The following is a 19454-nucleotide window of genomic DNA, read 5'->3' as shown; positions in this document are numbered from 1 at the left end:
TGTCGATGAGTGCGACCGAATGGTTCCAGGCGCGACTGCGCTCTGGCGAGAAGTCCGGCAACAAGGTGCCGGTGGCGCCCGAGGGTGCCACCCGCGGCGCGCCCAAGGCCGCCGCCAAGCCGAGCCTGCGCTCGACCGCCGAGCGCATGCAAGCCACCCTGCGCAAGGCCGACGAAGCCTTGTCGCCGCGCGCGCTGCGCCGCGTGCTGGCCGCCTTGCAGGCCGTGATCGATCCGCGCGTGAGCGAGGTCGAGGGTGGGCGCCGCGCGCATGCCATTGCAACCGCGTACGCCAGCGCCGCGCCTGAGGAGCGGCGCGACTATTGGGCGCTGATGAGCGAGCATTTCGCGGCCGATCCGCACAAGCTCAAGTCCGCACGCGACCAGCACCAGGCCGCGGTCGGAACGCCCGACGAAGGCCAGGCCGAGTTGCGGCTGCGGCGCGCGCTGGTCTCGCCCCGCATGCGCCTGCTGCAGCGCTTCGCGGTCGAGCCCGAAGGCATGCGTTTCCTGGTCGACCTGCGCGCCGAACTGCTGCCTTTTCTCAAGTCCGACAAGCGGCTGATCGCGCTGGACGCCGAACTGGAGCACCTGTTCTCTACCTGGTTCGATGTCGCGTTTCTCGAACTGCGCCGGATCGACTGGAACTCGCCGGCGTCGCTGATCGAGAAGCTGATCCGCTACGAGGCCGTGCACGACATCAAGAGCTGGACCGACGTGAAGAACCGGCTCGACGACAGCGACCGCCGCTGCTACGGCTTCTTCCATCCGCGGCTGCCCAACGAGCCGCTGATCTTCGTCGAGGTGGCGCTGGTCGACCGCATCAGCGAGGGCATCACGCCGCTGCTCGACGAGACCGCCGTGCCGATCCTGCCGGCCAAGGCGACGACGGCCATCTTCTATTCGATCAGCAACACCCAGAACGGCCTGCGCGGCGTGAGCTTCGGCGACTCGCTCATCAAGCGCGTGGTCGAGACGCTGCAGGACGAGCTGCCGCGCCTCAAGGTCTTTGCCACGCTGTCGCCGGTTCCCGGCTTTCGCAGCTGGCTCGCCAAGAACGCCGCGGACCTGCTGCCGCGCCTGGACGAAAAACGAGAGGCCGAACTCGGCCGCCTCGTCGGCTCGCTGCCGCCCACCGCCGACCGCCTGCTGGCAGCGGTGGACGCCGCGGCCACCCTCGACGCCAAGTCGCCGCTGCGCCAATGGCTGCTGCAGGCGGCCGCCGAATACCTTGGCCATACGCTGATCGACGGCACGCCCGCCGACCCGGTGGCGCGCTTTCACCTGGGCAACGGCGCTCGCGTGGAGCGGCTCAACTGGGCCGGCGATCCCTCGCCCAAGGGGCAGAAGCAGTCTTACGGCCTGATGGTGAATTACCTCTACGATCTGAAGCGGCTCGACAAGCATCGCGCGTGGCTCGCCGAGGGAAAGGTGGCGGTATCGGGAGATGTTGAAAGCCTTTTTTTCAAGAAGGGCTGAGTTCTGAAAGAAAAAGTCCGGCGCGCGAGGTGCCGGCGGCCGCATGGCGCGGCAAATCCACAACGACAGGAGATGACAGATGACCCAGAGTTTTCAACGACGCGACGTGCTGCGCCTGGCTGCGGCCGGTGCCGCCGTTCTGTGCGGTGGCGGTGCGCGTGCGCAGGGGGCTAACTGGCCGACCCGGCCGGTGAACATGATCGTTCCGTTTCCGGCCGGCGGCGGCACCGATGCCTTCGCACGCCCGCTCTCGGCGCAGTTTGCCAAGATCAGCGGCCAGACGCTGGTCATCGACAACCGCGGCGGCGCGGGCGGCACGGTGGGTGCCAGCATCGCATCCAAGGCCCAGCCCGACGGCTACACGCTCTTCATGGGCGCGGTGCACCACGCCATCGCGCCGTCGATCTACCCCAAGCTCGACTACGACCTCGAGAAAGACTTCGTGCCGCTGATGCTGCTGGCCAACGTGCCGCAGGTGGTGGTGGTCAACCCGCGCCGCGTCACGGCCAACACCTTGCAGGAGTTCGTTGCCGCCGCCAAGCGCAATCCGGGCAAGCTCAACTACGGTTCGGCCGGCGCGGGCACTTCGCATCACCTGGCGGGCGAGCTGTTCAAGCTGCAGACCAACACCTTCATCACGCACATTCCCTACCGCGGCGCGGGCCCGGCGCTGTCCGACCTGATTGCCGGCAACGTCGACCTGATGTTCGACGGCCTCGGTTCTTCGGCCCAGCACATCAAGGGCGGGCGCATCAAGGCGCTGATGGTCGCGGGCAGCAAGCGCAACCCCGCGTTCCCCGACGTGCCCTGCGCCGCCGAGGTGGGGCTGCCCGACTACACCGTCACCACCTGGTACGGCCTGTGGGCCCCCAAGGGCACGCCGGCCGACCTGCAGGCGCGCATCGTCGACGACATGAAGAAGGCGCTGGCGAGCGACGAGCTCAAAGCCATCTGGACCCAGAACGGCTCCGAGATTCCGAATCTCACCATGGCTTCGTACGGCGGCTTCGTCAACTCCGAGATCAAGCGCTGGGCCAAGGTGGTGAAGGCCTCGGGCGCCAAGCTCGAGTGATGGGCGAACGCCACGTTTCACTGCGCCGCGAGGGCGCCGTTGCGTTTGTCACCCTGTCGAACGCGGGTCGCCTCAATGCCATGACGCGCGGCATGTGGCGCGAACTGCGTGCGGTGTTCGACGGCATCCGCCAGGCGGTTGATCCGGAGTTGCGCTGTGTCGTGGTTCGCGGCGAGGGCGGCGCCTTCTGCGCCGGCGGCGACATCTCCGAGTACCCGTCGTTCCGTTTCGACGAAGCCAGCCTGCGCGAGTTCCACGAGAACGAGGTCTGGGGCGCGCTCCAGGCCATGCTCGATTGCCCGCTGCCCGTGGTCGCGCAGATCGAAGGCGCGTGCATGGGCGCCGGCATCGAGATGGCGAGCTGCTGCGACATCCGCCTTGCGGGCGCCTCCGCAAAGTTTGGCGCACCCATCGCAAAGCTCGGCTTTCCGATGGCGCCGCGAGAGGCCGCGCTGGTCCATGGCGCCATTGGCGATGTGCTGGCGCGCGACATGCTGCTGGCCGCCGGCGTGCATGGCGCACAGCGCCTGTACGACGCGGGTTTTCTGCTGCAGGTGCTGCCCGACAACGAGGTGGCTCCCGCCGCAGAGGCCCATGCCGCGCGCATCGCCGCCCTGGCGCCGCAGGCCGCGCGACTGCACAAGCGCACCTTCGCCATGCTGAAGGCAGGCGCGCATTCGACCGAGAACCTGCTCGCAACCGCCTACGATTACGCCGACTCCGCCGAACACCGCGAAGGCATCGACGCCTTTCTTGCCAAGCGCACACCGAATTTCTGAAGACTTGCCCGATGAAGACGAAAGCCAACTACAACCTGTTCGCCGCCCTGCGCGCGTCCTTTCCCGCCAATCTCGACCGCATTGCCGTGGAAACGGACGACGGCCTGTTCTATTCGTGGCGCGACCTCGACCGTGCCAGCGCCATGATGGCCAACCTGCTCGGCGGTTTGGGCCTGGAAGATGGCGCCCGCGTCGCGGTGCAGGTCGAGAAGTCGGTCGAGGCGATGATTCTCTATCTCGCCACGCTGCGCGCGGGCTATGTGTTCCTGCCGCTCAACACCGCCTATCAAAGCGCCGAGATCGAATACTTCATCGGCAACGCCGAACCGGCCGTGGTGGTGTGCACCAGCCGCAATGCCTCGTGGGTCAAACCCATCGCCAACGCGGCGGGCACACGGCACGTGTTCACGCTCGACGACAACCGCACCGGCACGCTGCTGGAAGCGGCCGCGCAGTGCAGCGACCAGCATGTGATTGCGAAGAGGAAAGCCGACGACCTGGCCGCCATCCTCTACACCAGCGGCACCACCGGCCGCAGCAAGGGCGCGATGCTCACGCATGGCAACCTGCTGTCGAACGCCGAGGTGCTCAAGGAATACTGGGGCTGGACCCAAGGCGACGTGCTGATCCACGCACTGCCGATCTTTCATGTGCATGGCCTCTTCGTGGCGTTGCACGGTGCGCTGCTGAACGGCAGCAAGATGATCTGGTTCTCGAAGTTCGACCCGAAGCGCGTGGTGGAGAAGCTGCCCGAGGCCACGGTGTTCATGGGCGTGCCCACGCTCTACGTGCGGCTGCTGGCCGAGCCCGGTCTCACGCGCGAAGCGGTGCGCAACATGCGCCTCTTCGTCGCGGGCTCCGCGCCGCTGCTCATCGAAACCTTCGACGAGTGGCGCGAGCGCACCGGCCACACCATTCTCGAGCGCTACGGCATGAGCGAGACGATCATGCTCACCTCCAACCCCTACAGCCCCGCGCAGGGCGAGCGCCGCGGCGGCACGGTCGGCTTCGCCCTGCCGGGCGTGCAGCTGCGCGTGCGTGACGACAGCGGCCGCAACTGCACCACCGACGAGATCGGCAACATCGAGGTCAGCGGGCCGAACGTGTTCGCGGGCTACTGGCGCATGCCCGAAAAAACGAAGGAAGAATTCACCGTCGACGGTTTCTTCAAGACCGGCGACGTCGGCAAGATCGACGGCAGCGGCTACATCACCATCGTCGGGCGCAGCAAGGACCTGATCATCAGCGGCGGCTACAACGTCTACCCGGCTGAGATCGAGGGCTACATCAATGAGCTCCCCGGCGTGGCCGAGAGCGCCGTGGTCGGCGTGCCGCACCCCGACTTCGGCGAAGTCGGCGTCGCCATCGTCATTCCCAAGGCGGGCGGAGTGCTCGACGCCGATGCCATCGTTGCGGAACTCAAGTCGAAACTCGCGAACTTCAAGATTCCGAAGCGCTGCTTTGTCGTCGGCGAACTGCCGCGCAACGCCATGGGCAAGGTGCAGAAGGCGCTGCTGCGGGAGCAGCACAAGCGGCTGTTCGCCTAGGGCTTTTCCTTGGCGGCGTCCGCGGATTCCGGCGTGCGGCGCTGGGCAATGGGTCAGCCCACGCCCACCCCGTTCATGAGCCCGCTGCGCGCATGGCAGTTGATGTATTCGTAGCTCTGCTCGTCGGCCTTCAGCACCGACACCTCGTGGTACACGCGCAGCTGCAGCTGGAAGTTCAGCGCCTGCACGTAGCGCATGAAGCTGCCGAAGATCGCGACGTGCGTGGGATGCGATTCGGCCCAGCGTTCCATGTCGGCGAGCGAGCGCCAGAAGCTCAGGCCGAACGATTTTTCCAGCGGAGCACCCTTGCCGTCGAGGTGATGCATGTAGCGGTTGCTGTAGCAGCCGATGCCCAGGCCCTGGTCGCGCAGGAAGTTCATGCCCTCGCGCAGCACGGGTTCCATTTCGCCGAGATAGAGCGAGCGTTCCTGGCCCGTGGTGTCAGCCCACTCCTGGCCGGAGCGGATCATCGCGATGTTCTCGTGGCCTGCCACGCGCACGCGCTGCCCCGGTGCGGGAGCGCCGGCGATGATGGCGCGCGTGCCCGAAGGCGCCATGGCATCGGTCTGCGACAACGGGATGCGGTCGCGCATCGAACCCCAGTAGCCATGCTCCTGCAGTTCGCCGCTCACGCCACCCATCACCACGCCCACGCCTTCGAGGCGGTCCGGCGTGTTGAACATGGTCTCGAAGTGCTCGGCGCGCGGCGAAACGATTTCGCGGAAATAGCCGAGGCCATCCGCCAGCCGCTCGTCGGAGCGCCACCAGGCATCGATGCCGGGTGCCCCGCACCAGCGAGCGTGCGCGGCAGGGTCGTCCCAGTAGGCGATGGCGATCATGTTGTCGTAGCCGTCGGCATCGACATGATGCGCGAAGTCGTGATGGCCGGGGCCGTCGGGCAGGGCGAAGCCGGCCGTGATCTTCATCAGCGCCGCGCACGCGCGGCCGCGCATTTCGGCCCCGCGCGACTGCACCCCGAAATAGCCCATCACGACCTGCTTGACCTCGGCCGGCGCGCGTGCCGACCAGACGGGGTAGGGCGGCGCGTAGTCGTCCTCCACGCGGCGGTGGCGCGTGCGGGGACACTTCAGGTGCTCGGCAATGGCGGATTCCATGGCGTGGCTCCGGTGTTTCAGGCGGCCAGCGGCTGCTGGCGCGGCGCCGCTGCCGGCTCGGGCGTGGCGACGATGGCTTCGAAGGCACCGCCTTCGACCTCGGGCGCGCGCTGCAGCACCACGGGCTCGCGGCGTGTCTTGTTCAGCAGCAGTTGCGTGACGTCGGGGCGCGAATAGTGGCCGCTCGGGTCGGCTGCCGCCTTGGCGAGCGCGATCATTCCCAGGTCGATGTCGGCGATCACCAGCCCTTCCTGGTCTTCGGCCAGCGGCGTGCCGAGCGGCGAGCCGTCGGGCGCGTAGATGCGCGCAAAGCCGCCGCCGACGCGCAGCATCTGCTGCTTGCCCGCGTCGGTGCACATCAGCTCGCTCATCGCCTGCGACACGGTGGCGCACGGCGCCACGACGAAGCACTGGCCCTCGGCCGCGTACACCTGGCTCGCGGCGTTGTTGAGCTCGGGGCCGAGCGCATAGGCCGCGCCGCGGTAGAGCGAAAAGCTGGGCCAGGCGCCGCAGTGGATCTGCTCGTTCTGCGCATACATCGCATACTTGCTGAGCGGCTGAAGATGCTCCCAGCACGAGAGCGATCCGACGTTGCCGATGGGCGTCTCGACCACGGCCAGGTCAGAGCCGTCGCCTTCGCCGAACACGGTGCGCTCCACGTGCGTGGGCTTGAGCTTGCGGCGCGTCTGCACCGTGCTGCCCTCGTCGTCGAACAGCGCCTGCGCAATGTAGAGGCTGCCGGCGGCCTTTTCGCTGTAGCCCAGCGAAACCCAGATCTTGTGCTTGCGCGCGGCTTCCCTGATGCGGTCGAACTCGGCGGAGCCGACGACCAGCGCATTGTCGTGGTAGCGCTGCACGAACTGCATGCCCCAGGCCGGCGAGTCGAGCCATATCCACCAGGGGTAGCCGGGCACCCAGGTTTCGGGAAAGGCGATGAGCTTCACGCCCTGGCCGGCCGCCTGGGCCATGAGGTCGATGGTCTTGTCGATGGTGCCGTCGAGGTCGAGAAACACGGGCGCGGCCTGCACGGCGGCGACGCGGAGCTTGGGATGAACGGTGGTGGGCATGGCGGGTCTCCAGAAACGGGGTGATGAAACAACTTCGCACACCTGGCACCGGGTTTGCGCGGTGGCATGCGGGTTGCTTCAAGCGTAGATTCGCCGCCGCGAAACGCCTTGATCCGAACTTGCGGCGTTCTTGTTCCAGCGTTGCATGCCGACTCCCCCAAGGACCCCCGATGAACCAGTTGCTCAGCACCGACGCCGTCCCGCGCGACCAGCGGCTCGCCTACTGGACCGACATGATCTGCAACGTCTACGTGCAGCTCGGGTGCGATCCGGTGCGCGAACGGGGCGCGGGCAACTTCGAAGGCAGCATCCGCCAGCACACGCTGCCGAGCCTGGACGTGTCGGTGGTCAAGTCAGGGCCGCAGAAGGTCATGCGCACGCCGGGGCACATCTCGCGCTCGGGCGACGATTACTTCCTGGTCAGCATCCAGGCGCGCGGGCAAGGCGTGGTGCGGCAGGATGGGCGCGATGCCGTGCTGGCGACGGGCGACTTCGCGCTGTACGACAGCACCCGGCCGTATGAGCTGCTGTTCGACGATACCTTCGAGCAGATCGTGCTCAAGCTCCCCGGCGAACGCCTGCGCAGCGAACTGCACGATACCGAAGCCCTGACGGCCACCACGGTATCGGGACGCGAGGGCGCGGGGCACCTGTTGCTTGGCATGATCCGCACGCTGCGCGAAGACATCGACACGCTGCAACCGGCCTCCGCGCTCGCGGTGGCCAACGGTGTGCAAAGCATTCTGGTTGCGGGCCTGCAGACGTTGCCCGCGGCGCGCTCGCCGGGGCTGAGCAGTCTCACGGCGTACCACCTTGCGCGCGTGAAGCGCCGCATCGACGAGCAACTGGCCGATCCGTCTCTTTCGGTGGGAAGCCTCGCGGCGGAGCTCGGCGTGTCGGCAAGCCACATCCACCGCGTCTTCAAGAGCGAGCCGCTCACGCCTTCGCAATACATCTGGGAGCGGCGGCTCGAAGCCTGCAGCCGCGACCTGCTCGAGCCGCGCCTGGCCGGGCGGCCGGTGGCCGACATTGCCTACGGCCGCGGCTTCAATGACGCGGCGCACTTCAGCCGCGCATTCCGAGAACGCTTCGGCTGCTCGCCGCGCGAGTGGCGGCAGCAGCGCGTTCAATAGAAAGAAAAAAGAAGGCTTGGCGCCTGCCTGCCTACCTACTTACTGCACGAGCAGCACGGTGGTGTCGGTCTCTGAAATCACCTTGGTGGCCACCGAGCCCATCAACGCACGGCCGAAGATGCCGTGGCCGTGGGTGCCGAGCACGATCAGTTCGGCGTGTGCCGCCGCTGCCGACTTGAGAATCTCTTCGGCCGCGTGGCCGTGGCGCTTGTCGACCGTGTAGTTGGTCACGCCGTTCTCCGCGAACCGCGCCTTCACGGGCTCGATGACCTTGGCGTTTTCTTCGGCGTAGTAGTCGTCGACCACCTCTTTGCTGAGGTGGCGCGCGACGTGGCCCGAGATGCCGGTGCAGACATGCACGATGGTCAGCTCGTGACCATCCACGAACATGGCGCGGTTGGCGAGGATGTAGCTGAGCGCCTTTTGCGTATAGGCGCTGCCGTCGACGGCGATGAGGATTTTCATGCGACCGTTATACGGCCGGGGCGCCGGCGTCGCAACGGGTGTCACCCGGGACCCGAGGGGTTTTCGGGTGGTGGGCCTAGCCTTGCAGGCCCTTCCAGAGCATGTAGGCCGCCAGCAGGTACAGGATGCTCGCGAACACGCGCTTGAGCTTCTTCACCGGCAGGTTGTGCGCCGCCTTTGCGCCCAGCGGTGCGGTGAGCACGCTGCATACCGCAATGACCGCCAGCGCCGGCAGCCAGATGTACCCGAACGAGCCGCCCGGCAGGCCCTGCACCGACTGCCCGCTGATCACGTAGCCCAGCACGTTGGCCACCGCGATCGGAAAGCCGAGCGCCGCGCTGGTGGCCACGGCGTTGTGGATGGAGATGTTGCACCAGGTCATGAACGGCACGCTGACGAAGCCGCCGCCCGCACCGACCAGGCCCGAGATGAAACCGATGGCGCCGCCCGCCGACAGCTGCCCCGCGGTGCCCGGCATCTGGCGCGTGGGCTTGGGCTTGCGGTCGAGGAACATCTGCGTGGCCGAGAAGCCAACGAACAGCGCGAAGACGATGGCCAGTACCGTGCCCTTGAGCAGCGCGAACACGCCGAGGCTGCCCAGCAGGCTGCCGATGACGATGCCGGGCGCAAGGCGCCGCACGATGTCCCAGCGCACCGCGCCGCGCTTGTGATGGGCGCGCACGCTGGACACCGAGGTGAAGATGATCGTGGCCATCGAGGTGGCAATGGCCATCTTCACCGCAAGATCGGAAGCAACCCCGCGATGGCCCATGATGATCGTGATGAAAGGCACCATGAGCATGCCGCCGCCGATGCCGAGCAGGCCCGCCAGAAAACCGGTGCCCAGGCCGAGCGCGGCCAATTCGGCGATCAGGAGGGGGTCGAGCAGGGAAGTCACGCAGCGGGGCCTTGAAAAAAAGCAACGGCCCCGTGCAGTGCATGCAGGGGCCGTGTCAACAGAAAAAGGTGTCTGCAAGTGGGCGCCGAACCCGCATCCTGAACCAGGGTTCAGGTGGGCGAGGGCAGCAAGACTTCGGGTTCATCTAACGCGAGATGATCACGCCCGTCAAGCGATGTACCAAGCCCGGCTCCGGAGAGCATTGGAACAAGGAAATATTAAGCCCGACGCGCACCGCAGACAGTTCGGATTTTACGCCTCTGGCGGACCGGACGCGGCCGCTCAGAGCAAATGATCATCGCCCGCGAGGGCTTGATCGAGTTTCTGGATGAGTTGCGCGGCCTTGGCATCGGCTTCGCCGGCCTCGCCGATTTCGCCCACGGGAGCCGCGGCAGCAGGTGCGGATGCCGCTGCAGCCGCGGCGGCGGTCTGTTGCGCGGCCAGGTCGAAAGCCAGGTTCAACGAGGCCAGCACCGCGATGCGGTCGCGTGCTTTTACCTTGCCCGCATCGCGGATCTTGCACATGGCCGCGTCCACGCGATCGACGGCTTCGCGCAGCTGCGCCTCGCCGCCGTCGGGACAGCCGAGCAGATAGCTCTGGCCCATGATTTGTACTTCGATCTGCTTCATGCGGGGGAATCTTCGGAAGGTGGTTCGGCCGGCAGCCGCTCGAGCAGTGCATCGAGGCGCGTGCGGGCCGCGGCAAGCCGCGACTTGAGCGCGTCGCGCTCGCGCGTGAGCGCTTCGACCTGCTCCTGCAGCAGCGCATTGGTGCGCTGCACCTCTTCATGACGCACGAGCAGGCGTTCCACACGCTCGGCGATCTGGTCGATGGGGCTGGAGGCGGGCATGGTTGGCGATTGTAGTTTCCCGCCGAACAACGAACGGCGCAACTTTTGGCTTACTGCGCCGGCAGAGGCCCTAAAATCCTGCCCGTTGGTGCCTGCGGCGTGGTTCACACGCCGCGGTTCAACGGGAAGCAGGAGTGAACGCTCCCCGGAAACGGAACCGGGCCGAAGCCGCCTGCGCTGCCCCCGCAACGGTCAAGCAGTCGACGCCGCAAGCGTCAACCTCATCCATTCAGCCACTGGGTGCCCTGAAACAGGCACCTGGGAAGGCGGTGGGGTTGCACTGCCAGCCCGGATACCGGCCAACGAGGCGGCTGCCGCATGCGCGATCGATTTCGATGCATGAGGCAGCCATTGCGCCCAAAAGTTGGCGGGGAGGCCGGCGACGGGCATAGACGTTCGTTCGCTCCATTCATGACTTCCTGTGGTCCCCTTTCCCTCGGCCGTGTTCCCGCGCGCCGTCGCCGCCTTGCCTGCCTGCCGCTTGCGCTGGCCTCCGCTTTCGGCGGCATGGCCCTGTTTCAGCTGCCCCTCGCGGCGCATGCGCAGCAAGTCGTGGCCGCTGCCGCACTCAGCGAAACCGTGGTCACGGCCAACCGCACGCCGCAACCGCTGTCGGACCTGGTGGGCGACGTGTCGGTCATCGACCGGCAGACCATCGAGCGCAGCGGCGCGGTCGGCGTCGCCGACGTGCTGGCGCGCCTGCCCGGCATCGAGATCACGCGCAACGGCGGCGTGGGCAACACCACCAGCCTCTACATTCGCGGCGCGGAGACGCGCTTCACGGCCGTGTACGTCGACGGCGTGCGTGTCGATTCGCAATCGACCGGCGGCGCCGGCTGGGAGAGCATTCCCCTCTCGCAGATCGACCGCATCGAAGTGCTGCGCGGCCCGGCTGCAGCCGTGTACGGTTCCGACGCCGTGGGCGGCGTGATCCAGCTCTTCACCAAGCGCGGCGAAGAAGGCGTGTCTCCTTATGCGGGCGTCGGCTTCGGCAGCCATGGCCTGCGCAAGGCCGAAGCTGGCGTGAGCGGAAAGTCCGGCGCGCTGGACTATTCGCTGGGTGTCGCGCATGAGGAGAGCAGGGGCTTCAACGTGCAGCCTCTGGACAAGCGCACGCCCTCGAGAGACGGCTACACCAGCCCCGATCGCGACGGCTACCGCAGCAACGCCGGCAACCTGCGCCTGGGCTACCAGCTCACCCCCGACCAGCGGCTCGACGCCACGCTGCTCTACAGCGACATGGAAGCGGGCTACGACGCACAGGTCAGCTCCAGGGCCCGCCCACCGATCCAGTTCAGGAACGACATCGGCAACAACACGCTGCGCACGGCCGGGCTTTCGTGGTCGGCGAACTGGAACGACATCTACAGCACGCGCGTGCAGGTCACCGATTCGCAAGCGGTCTACAAGACGCAGCCTTCGTTCTATCGCACCGAGACGAACCTTCGCGGCTACCTGTTCCAGAACGAATTCCGCTTCGGCCCGCACCTGGTGACGGCCACCCTCGAACGCCGCGAAGACGCGCTGGAAAACGCGCCGACCCTCTTCACCGGCCTGCTCTCCAGCAAGCGCTCGCAAGATGCGGTTTCGCTCGGCTACGGCTTCGTGCAGGGCGCGCATTCGCTTCAGCTGCACGTGCGCCGCGACGACGACAGCGAGTTCGGCGGCAAGACCACCGGCAGTGCGGCCTACGGCTTCTCGATCACGCCCAAGCTGCGCGCCACCGTGTCGTCTGGAACGTCTTTCCGCGCCCCCACGCTGTACCAGCGCTTCAGCGAATACGGCACGCCCAGCCTCAAGCCCGAGTCGGGCCGCAACGTCGAACTGGGCCTGCGGTACACCGACGGCGGCACGCATGCGGGCATCGTGGTCTACCAGAACCGCGTTAACAACCTGATCGTGTTCGACACCAACTGCCGCTCCGGCTTCGGCTGCTATGCCAGCACCGCGCGTGCCCGCTACCAGGGCGTGACGCTGTCGGGCGGCCATCGCATCGGCAACGTCACCTTGCGTGCGTCGGCCGACTTCCAGGATCCGCGCGATTTGGACACCGACAACCTGCTGGCGCGCCGCGCCCGCCGCCACGGCACGCTGGGCGCCGACTGGCGCGTGGCCGGCTGGACGCTGGGTGCCGAGATCCAGTCGTCGAGCAAGCGCTTCGACGATGCCGCCAACACCCGCACCCTGAGCGGCTACACGGTGCTGAACCTGGTGGCCAGCACGCAGATCACGCGCGACCTTGGCCTGGTGGCGCGCGTGGACAATGTGGGCGACAAGGACTACACGCTGGCGCGCGGCTACGCCACCGGCGGCCGCAACGCTTACCTCGGCCTGAAGTGGACACCGCAATAAGCCAACCCGACGCAAACGGCGAACTTAGCGCTGATGCCCATGCCCATGCCCATGCCTGAGCACGAACTCATCCTTGGCGGTCAGAAGAGCGGCAAGTCCCGGCGCGCAGAACAGCGCGCTATTGACTGGCTGGCCGAAGCGCCAGCAACGCACCGCGCCGTGCTCATTGCCACGGGCCAGGCCTACGACGACGAAATGCGCGAGCGCATCGCACGTCACCAGGCCGACCGCGCGCAGCGCGTGCCCGCCATGCGCACGGTGGAAGAGCCCATCGAACTCGCGCGCGAAATCGTCACCCAGAGTGCGCCCGACACGCTGGTGGTGATCGACTGCCTCACGCTCTGGCTGACCAACCTCCTGATGCCGCTGCGTTCCGAATCGGCGCGGCCGATGACGCGCACGCCGGCGACGCATATCGCCATGCTGCTCGTCGCGCTGCGCGAAGCACGCGGACCGGTGGTGCTGGTCGGCAACGAGATCGGCCTGGGCGTGATTCCGCTTGGCGGCGAAACGCGGGCCTTCGTCGATGCGCTCGGCCGACTCAACCAGGACGTGGCGGCCGCGTGCGGCCGGGTCACGCTGATGGTGGCCGGATTGCCGCTGACCTTGAAGGCGCCTGCCGCATGACAAGACACTGGATCCTTTCTTTCTCCCTCGCCGTCGGCCTGGGCGTTTTCGCATTGGCGGCGAATGCTCTCGACGTGGTCGACGAGCGCGGCGTGACGGTGACGTTGCCGCAGCCGCCGCAGCGCATCGTCACACTGCTGCCGTCATTGACTGAAGGGGTCTGCGCACTGGGCGCGTGTTCGCGGCTGGTGGGCGTCGACAACTATTCCAACTCGCCGAACGCGGTGCTTGGCTTGCCTCGACTGGGCGGCGGAATCGATCCCAACGTCGAAGCCATCGTCGCGCTGCGGCCCGATGCGGTGCTGCTTGCCAAGTCGTCGCGCGTGACCCAGCGGCTCGAGGCGCTCGGCCTCAAGGTGGTGGTGCTCGAACCCAAGAGCCATGCCGACGTGCGGCGCGTGCTCGACAAGCTCGACCAGGTGCTCGGCACCCACGAGGCCGCGAACATCTGGCGCGCGATCGATGCCAGCGTGTCGGCTGCCGCCCAGTCGCTGCCCGCCAGTGCGAAGGGCCAGCGCGTCTACTTCGAGGTCAACAGCGCGCCCTATGCGGCCGGCGAGTCGTCGTTCATCGGCGAGACGCTCACGCGCCTGGGCATGAAGAACATCGTGCCGGCTTCGCTCGGACCCTTTCCCAAGCTCAACCCAGAATACGTGGTGCGCGCCAATCCCGACCTCATCATGGTCAGCGTGCGCAGCGCGGCGGGCATGGAGCAGCGACCGGGCTGGAGCGGCATCCGCGCGGTGCGCGAGGGGCGCATCTGCCGCTTCGATGCCGCAGAGGCCGACGTGCTCGTGCGGCCCGGCCCGCGCATGGACGAGGCCGCGAGGCTCATGGCCCGGTGCATCGCGGAGAAGGCCGGTTGAGCCGCGCGGATCTCATGCACACGCGTCATCGGCGCCGCGTCTGGCTCTTCGGTATAGCCCTGCTTGGCGTGGGTAGCGCATTGGCGGTGTTCGGCCTGGGCATCGGCAGCACCGGCTTCCAAAGCCTGCTGGCGGCGCGGCACGATGCGGTGGCGCTGCAGATCGTCTGGGACATCCGCCTGCCGCGCACGCTCGGCGCGTGGCTGGCGGGTGCATTGCTCGGCCTCGCGGGTGCGGTGGCCCAGGGGCTGTTCCGCAATCCGCTGGCCGATCCTTACCTGCTCGGCAGCGCATCGGGGGCCTCGCTGGGTGTGGCCGTGGCGCTCATGCTGTTCGGCGGCTCGGCCGCCAGCATGCAATGGGCGATGCGCCTGGGGCTCACCGGCGCGGCCTTCGTGGGGGCGGTGTGCGCGGTGATGCTCACGCTGATGCTGGCGCGTGGCGTGCAGCAGACGCTGCGGCTGCTGCTCGCCGGCGTGATCGTCGGCGTGGTGCTCGGCGCCGCCAAGGACCTGATCACCATCGCCTCGGCCGACATCCTGCAGGCGCTGCAGGGCTTCATCCTGGGCAGCACCGGCCTGGTCGGCTGGAGCGCGTGCGCGGTGATGGCCGCGGTCGGTGCGGCGTGCCTGCTGCTGGCCTGGGCGCTCGCGCCGGTGCTCGACGGACTTGCGCTCGGAGAAGCGACGGCCCGCAGCCTGGGGCTCCCGCTGGGTGCGATGCGCGCCGCGCTGGTGGTGGTGCTCGCGCTGGCCACCGGCGCGGCCGTGGCGCAGACCGGCCTGATCGCCTTCGTGGGCCTGGCCGCGCCGCACCTCGTGCGTTCCGTGGTCAAGACCACGCACGCGGGATTGATCGTGCTGTCGGCCGCGATGGGCGGCTTGCTGCTGATGGCGGCCGACCTGCTGGCGCGCTGGCTCATTGCGCCCCAGGAACTGCCCGTGGGCGTGCTCACGGCCGTGCTCGGTGGCAGCTATCTTCTGTGGCTCATGCACCGGCGCGGCGCGCGAGGGGGCGTGGCATGAGCCCCCGCCCGGCCGCTCCGAAGGGGGCTCGCACCGCAGTGCGCAGCACGGAGGTTACCCAATGAGCACTCACATCCCCGCTCTTGAAGCGCGCAGCGTGAGCGCCACGCTCGGCACCGCCGAGGTGCTGCACGGCATCGACCTGAAGCTCGGCGCCGCACGTTGGACCAGCGTGGTCGGGCCGAACGGCGCCGGCAAGTCGACCTTGCTCAAGGCGCTTGCCGGGCTGCTCCCGCACCGCGGCGACGTCTTTCTTTTCGGTGAAGCGGCGGCCAAGGTGCCGGGGCGCATTCGCGCGCAGCGCCTTTCATGGCTGGGCCAGAGCGGCGCGGCAGGCGAGGGCAGTGCCGACGACCTGATGGTCTACGACATTGCCATGCTCGGCCGCCTGCCGCACCAGCGTTGGCTTGCCGCGCCGAGCAAGGCGGACCGCGAGGCGGTGGAGCGCGCGCTGCGCAGCACCCAGGCCTGGGAGTGGCGCGAGCGGCCGCTCGGCCAGCTTTCGGGCGGCGAGCGCCAGCGCGTACTGCTGGCCCGTGCGCTGGCCGTGGAGGCCGAGCTGCTGTTGATGGACGAGCCGCTCGCCAACCTCGATCCGCCGCACCAGGCCGACTGGATGCAGACCACGCGCGCCCTGGTGGCCGAGGGCCGCACCGTGGTCAGCGTGCTGCACGAACTCCCGATGGCACTGGCCGCGGACGAACTGGTGGTGATGAACCACGGCCGCGTGGTGCACCATGGCGGCAGCAGCGATCCGGCCACCCACGCCGCGCTCGAAGAGGTGTTCGACCATCGCATCCGCGTGCACCGCGTGGCCGACCAGTGGATCGCACTGCCGAACTGACGAGCATCAACACAAGGCCTAAATACATTATGCAAATCGAAACTCCCCCCACCGAGAAGCCGTACGACAAGCCCGAAGGCGAGCGCCGCGGCATCGTCATCGTCAACACCGGCGACGGCAAGGGCAAGAGCACCGCAGCCTTCGGCCTTGCATTGCGAGCACACGGCCGCGGCAAGGCCGTGAAGATCTTCCAGTTCATGAAAGTGCCCTCGGCTCGTTTCGGCGAGCACCGCATGTTCGAGCAGCTCGGCATTCCGATCCAAGGCCTGGGCGACGGCTTCAGCTGGAAGAGCCAGGACCTCGAGCACTCGGCCGAGCTGGCGCGCGACGGCTGGGAAAAAGCCAGGGCGGCGATTTTGTCCGGCGAGTTCTTCCTGGTGGTGCTCGACGAGATCACTTATCCGCTGATCTACGGCTGGCTGCCGCTCGAGGGCGTGCTCGAAACGTTGCGCGGGCGGCCCAAGCACGTGCACGTGGTGCTCACCGGCCGCCGCTGCCCGCCAGAGATCATCGAGCTGGCCGACACCGTGACAGAGATGGCCCTGGTCAAACACGCCTTCAAGGCCGGTATTCCGGCGCAGCGCGGTATCGAGGATTGAGTTCGATGTCGCAAGCCTTCGCGGCTCACGAGGTGAGAGCGGTGTACCGCGCCATCCATGAGCGGCGCGACATGCGTCACTTCGCAGGGGGGCAGGTAGCGCCCGAGTTGCTGCGCCGGCTGCTCGAAGCGGCGCACCACGCGCCCAGTGTCGGATTCATGCAGCCGTGGCGGTTCATTCGCGTTCGCGACGGTGCCTTGCGCCAGCGTCTGCACGATGTGATCGAGCGCGAACGCGTGCTGACGGCCCGCGCCCTCGGCGAGCGCGAAGACGCGTTCATGCGGCTCAAGGTGCAGGGCGTGCTCGATGCGGCCGAACTGCTGGCCGTGTCGCTGGCCGACGGCCGTGAGCAGCATGTGTTCGGACGACGCACCTTGCCGCAAATGGACCTGGCCTCGGCGTCCTGCGCCATCCAGAACCTCTGGCTTGCGGCGCGTGCCGAAGGGCTGGGCATGGGCTGGGTCTCGCTATTCGATCCCGCCGAGGTGTCGGCCCTGCTGGGCCTGCCCGAGGGTGCGGAACCGATCGCGCTGCTGTGCCTGGGCCCGGTGCACGATTTTTACGAAGAGCCGATGCTGCAACGCGAACGCTGGGCCCGGCGCGAGCCCTTGTCGGCGCTGGTGTTCGATGAACGCTGGGGCCAGCCGTCGGACCTGTTTTCAACCCCGTCTTCCGTGGAGCCTGCCTGATGCTGGCCGTCGATGCCGTCCTGTTCGTCACCGCTGCCTGATTCGCGTCCCATGCCCGCCTTTCCCCTCGAACACGCCCTGGTCGTCGCCGCCGCGCTGTGGCTTACGCTTGCCATCGACTGCTGGCTGGGCGAGCCCGCCGCGCGCTGGCATCCGGTGGTGTGGATGGGGCAGTACCTCGGCTGGATCGGCTCGCGCATCGCACCGCCGGCGGCCAAGGCGAAGCCGCGCGACCTGTCGCTCTTCTTGATCGGGGCGCTGACGTGGTGCGTGGGCGCGATGTGCGTGGGGATGGTCGCCGCCGGCGTGCAGGCTGCGATGGTGCAATGGCTGCCCGCATGGGCGCTGGCGATGGCGATGGCCTTTGCGCTGAAACCGCTTTTCGCGTGGCGCATGCTGCACGACGAAGTGCTCGCGGTCGAGGCGGCGCTGGGCGTTTCGCTCGATGCGGGGCGCGCGCAGCTGGCCCGGCTCGTCAGCCGCGATGTCTGCGCGCTCAGCGAACGCGAGGTGCGCGAAAGCGCCATCGAATCGCTGGCCGAGAACCTCAACGATTCGCTCGTGGCGCCGTTGTTCTGGTTCGTGCTGCTGGGCTTGCCGGGCGCGGCGGTCTATCGCTTCGCCAACACGGCCGACGCCATGTGGGGCTATCGCGGCGAACGCAATGGCCGCGACTGGACGTGGTTCGGCAAATGGGCCGCGCGCGCCGACGACGTGCTCTCGTGGCTACCGGCGCGGCTCACGGTAGGGCTGCTCGCGCTCGCGGCGTGGCAATGGCCCGCAGGCGTGGCACGCGAGGCGCGCCGCACCCCGTCGCCCAACAGCGGCTGGCCCATGGCGGCCATGGCGCTGCTGCTCGGTGTGCGGCTCGCCAAGCCGGGCGTCTATGCCTTGAATGCCGAAGGCCGGCAGGCGGAAGCGGCCGATACGCATCGCGCTGCGCAATTGGGCGGCAGGGCGGCGCTGACGCTGGCTGTGTGTGCATCATTGGCCATCTTCGCGATCACGAGGCCGGCATGACCCAGGAAGACGAAACCTTCGAAGCTGCGGTGCATGGCGGCCCCGACGGAGCCGGCACGCCTTGGCACGATTTTTCGACCAATGGCAATGCGACAGGGTCGTGCCCCGTCGTCCTGGCCGCGCTGCGCGCGGCCGACGCGGCCCACTATCCGGACCCTGGCTATGCGCGGTTGCGCGGTGCGCTGGCGCGGTTTCATGGCGTGGCAACGGAGCGCATCGCGATCGCGGCCAGCGCAAGCGAATTCATCCACCGCATCAGCGCCGCCTTTGCGCAGGGCGGTGGCCGCGAGGCGTGGCTGCCCGCGCACAGCTATGGCGACTACGAGCGTGCGGCCTTGGCCTGGGGCCTGCACGTGCTGCGCTTTCCGGAGCCGCACGGCGCTGCGGCGCTGCGATGGTGCTGCGAACCATCGAGCCCGCTCGGCCAGGCAGAGTCCGATCTCACGCGGCACACCAGGGCCGGCGGCCTCTGCGTGCTCGACCTGGCCTATGAACCGCTGCGTCTCGAAGGCGCGGCATCGCTCGATGCCGCCGAGCGAAACCGCGTGTGGCAGCTGTGGACGCCCAACAAGGCGATGGGCCTCACCGGCGTTCGCGCGGCCTACGCCATCGCGCCCGACGACGCTGCGGCCGTGCCGATGTTGCAGCGCCTCGAACGCCTGGCCCCGTCATGGCCGGTGGGTGCCCACGGCGTGGCCTTGCTCGAAACCTGGATCGGCACCGAAGCCCAGGCCTGGCTCGCGCAGAGCCTGCACACCTTGCGGGCATGGAAGGCGCAGCAGCGCACCCTCTGCGAATCGCTGGGTTGGCAATGCCTGCCCAGCGATGCCAACTTCTTCTGCGCGCGCACCGATGCGCCTTACCCGCGGTTCGCCGCGGCCCTGCGCGCCGAAGGCATCAAACTGCGCGACTGCGCTTCCTTTGGCCTGACGGGGTTCGTGCGGCTGGGCGTGCTGCCGCCGCAGAGCCAGCAGGCACTGAAAGAAGCCTGGACACGCGCCGTTGCCTCGGCCGAACACTGAAGGTC

The 19454-nt window shown here is 67.9% G+C and carries 20 protein-coding genes and 1 riboswitch; of the genes, 14 read left to right on the top strand and 6 right to left on the bottom strand.

Translation table 11 applies throughout. The annotated features are described in order from the left end of the window. Positions 1-5 precede the first annotated feature (5 nt). The 4 genes from ACJ7Z0_RS05180 (at position 6) to ACJ7Z0_RS05165 (ending at position 4876) form a co-directional block, all read left to right on the top strand. Positions 6-1478 carry a malonyl-CoA decarboxylase gene (locus ACJ7Z0_RS05180; RefSeq protein ID WP_434788968.1) on the top strand — a complete coding sequence of 491 codons (1473 nt, stop codon included), beginning with the start codon at positions 6-8 and terminating at the stop codon, positions 1476-1478. Between the two features lie 79 nt (positions 1479-1557). Then, the gene (locus tag ACJ7Z0_RS05175) at positions 1558-2550 is read left to right on the top strand and encodes a Bug family tripartite tricarboxylate transporter substrate binding protein (protein WP_434788967.1); all 993 of its coding nucleotides are present in this window, start codon (positions 1558-1560) and stop codon (positions 2548-2550) included. Next, positions 2550-3329, top strand: coding sequence for an enoyl-CoA hydratase/isomerase family protein (locus ACJ7Z0_RS05170; RefSeq protein WP_434788966.1), 780 nt, complete (start codon positions 2550-2552; stop codon positions 3327-3329). Before ACJ7Z0_RS05175 ends, ACJ7Z0_RS05170 begins: the two co-directional genes overlap by 1 nt. Before the next feature lie 11 nt (positions 3330-3340). Beyond that, positions 3341-4876: a malonate--CoA ligase gene (locus tag ACJ7Z0_RS05165; protein ID WP_434788965.1), complete on the top strand. Its 1536-nt coding sequence runs from the start codon at positions 3341-3343 to the stop codon at positions 4874-4876. A gap of 53 nt (positions 4877-4929) precedes the next feature. Here ACJ7Z0_RS05165 and ACJ7Z0_RS05160 read toward each other — a convergent pair whose 3' ends face one another. Both ACJ7Z0_RS05160 and ACJ7Z0_RS05155 read right to left on the bottom strand, forming a co-directional pair. Next, positions 4930-5991 (bottom strand): phenylacetaldoxime dehydratase family protein, encoded by a 1062-nt coding sequence (locus tag ACJ7Z0_RS05160; protein ID WP_434788964.1) that lies wholly within the window; start codon positions 5989-5991, stop codon positions 4930-4932. A gap of 17 nt (positions 5992-6008) precedes the next feature. Beyond that, positions 6009-7058 (bottom strand): carbon-nitrogen hydrolase family protein, encoded by a 1050-nt coding sequence (locus ACJ7Z0_RS05155; RefSeq protein WP_434788963.1) that lies wholly within the window; start codon positions 7056-7058, stop codon positions 6009-6011. A gap of 170 nt (positions 7059-7228) precedes the next feature. Between ACJ7Z0_RS05155 and ACJ7Z0_RS05150 the strand changes: the two genes are divergently transcribed. Next, positions 7229-8191, top strand: a complete 963-nt coding sequence (locus ACJ7Z0_RS05150) for an AraC-like ligand-binding domain-containing protein (protein WP_434788962.1) — start codon at positions 7229-7231, stop codon at positions 8189-8191. 39 nt (positions 8192-8230) lie between these two features. Here ACJ7Z0_RS05150 and ACJ7Z0_RS05145 read toward each other — a convergent pair whose 3' ends face one another. The 4 genes from ACJ7Z0_RS05145 to ACJ7Z0_RS05130 all read right to left on the bottom strand — a co-directional run bounded on the left by ACJ7Z0_RS05145 (position 8231) and on the right by ACJ7Z0_RS05130 (position 10405). Further along, entirely contained in the window at positions 8231-8656 is a 426-nt protein-coding gene (locus ACJ7Z0_RS05145; protein ID WP_434788961.1) for a universal stress protein, read from the bottom strand. 76 nt (positions 8657-8732) lie between these two features. Continuing rightward, a complete protein-coding gene (locus tag ACJ7Z0_RS05140; protein ID WP_431131855.1) occupies positions 8733-9554 on the bottom strand; it encodes a sulfite exporter TauE/SafE family protein in 822 nt (273 codons plus the stop codon). Between the two features lie 282 nt (positions 9555-9836). Further along, positions 9837-10184, bottom strand: a complete 348-nt coding sequence (locus tag ACJ7Z0_RS05135; protein WP_434788960.1) for a cell division protein ZapA — start codon at positions 10182-10184, stop codon at positions 9837-9839. Then, on the bottom strand, positions 10181-10405 hold the full coding sequence (locus tag ACJ7Z0_RS05130; RefSeq protein WP_093023459.1) for a DUF904 domain-containing protein: 225 nt from the start codon (positions 10403-10405) through the stop codon (positions 10181-10183). The genes ACJ7Z0_RS05135 and ACJ7Z0_RS05130 overlap by 4 nt, the downstream gene beginning before the upstream one ends. A 69-nt stretch (positions 10406-10474) precedes the next feature. Further along, positions 10475-10723, top strand: a riboswitch (cobalamin riboswitch). 93 nt (positions 10724-10816) lie between these two features. Between ACJ7Z0_RS05130 and ACJ7Z0_RS05125 the strand changes: the two genes are divergently transcribed. From ACJ7Z0_RS05125 to ACJ7Z0_RS05085, 9 genes are all read left to right on the top strand, one after another. Beyond that, positions 10817-12757 carry a TonB-dependent receptor domain-containing protein gene (locus tag ACJ7Z0_RS05125; RefSeq protein ID WP_434788959.1) on the top strand — a complete coding sequence of 647 codons (1941 nt, stop codon included), beginning with the start codon at positions 10817-10819 and terminating at the stop codon, positions 12755-12757. Positions 12758-12802: 45 nt separating this feature from the next. Continuing rightward, positions 12803-13384, top strand: coding sequence for a bifunctional adenosylcobinamide kinase/adenosylcobinamide-phosphate guanylyltransferase (locus ACJ7Z0_RS05120; protein ID WP_434792612.1), 582 nt, complete (start codon positions 12803-12805; stop codon positions 13382-13384). Then, positions 13381-14250 (top strand): ABC transporter substrate-binding protein, encoded by an 870-nt coding sequence (locus ACJ7Z0_RS05115; RefSeq protein WP_434788958.1) that lies wholly within the window; start codon positions 13381-13383, stop codon positions 14248-14250. The genes ACJ7Z0_RS05120 and ACJ7Z0_RS05115 overlap by 4 nt, the downstream gene beginning before the upstream one ends. A 14-nt stretch (positions 14251-14264) precedes the next feature. Further along, the gene (locus ACJ7Z0_RS05110; protein ID WP_434788957.1) at positions 14265-15275 is read left to right on the top strand and encodes a FecCD family ABC transporter permease; all 1011 of its coding nucleotides are present in this window, start codon (positions 14265-14267) and stop codon (positions 15273-15275) included. Between the two features lie 61 nt (positions 15276-15336). Further along, positions 15337-16119 (top strand): ABC transporter ATP-binding protein, encoded by a 783-nt coding sequence (locus ACJ7Z0_RS05105; protein ID WP_434788956.1) that lies wholly within the window; start codon positions 15337-15339, stop codon positions 16117-16119. A 29-nt stretch (positions 16120-16148) separates the two neighbouring features. Continuing rightward, positions 16149-16718: a cob(I)yrinic acid a,c-diamide adenosyltransferase gene (cobO, locus tag ACJ7Z0_RS05100; protein ID WP_434788955.1), complete on the top strand. Its 570-nt coding sequence runs from the start codon at positions 16149-16151 to the stop codon at positions 16716-16718. A gap of 5 nt (positions 16719-16723) precedes the next feature. Then, the gene (gene bluB / locus ACJ7Z0_RS05095) at positions 16724-17407 is read left to right on the top strand and encodes a 5,6-dimethylbenzimidazole synthase (protein ID WP_434788954.1); all 684 of its coding nucleotides are present in this window, start codon (positions 16724-16726) and stop codon (positions 17405-17407) included. A 51-nt stretch (positions 17408-17458) separates the two neighbouring features. After that, on the top strand, positions 17459-18427 hold the full coding sequence (gene cbiB, locus ACJ7Z0_RS05090) for an adenosylcobinamide-phosphate synthase CbiB (RefSeq protein ID WP_434788953.1): 969 nt from the start codon (positions 17459-17461) through the stop codon (positions 18425-18427). Further along, entirely contained in the window at positions 18424-19449 is a 1026-nt protein-coding gene (locus ACJ7Z0_RS05085; protein ID WP_434788952.1) for an aminotransferase class I/II-fold pyridoxal phosphate-dependent enzyme, read from the top strand. The genes cbiB and ACJ7Z0_RS05085 overlap by 4 nt, the downstream gene beginning before the upstream one ends. Positions 19450-19454 lie beyond the last annotated feature (5 nt).

The organism is Variovorax palleresanus, from assembly GCF_051144945.1.
Lineage (GTDB): Bacteria > Pseudomonadota > Gammaproteobacteria > Burkholderiales > Burkholderiaceae_C > Variovorax > Variovorax paradoxus_S.
The sequence above is the reverse complement of the archived record's forward strand: the minus strand, read 5'-3'. Positions and strand labels throughout refer to the sequence as shown.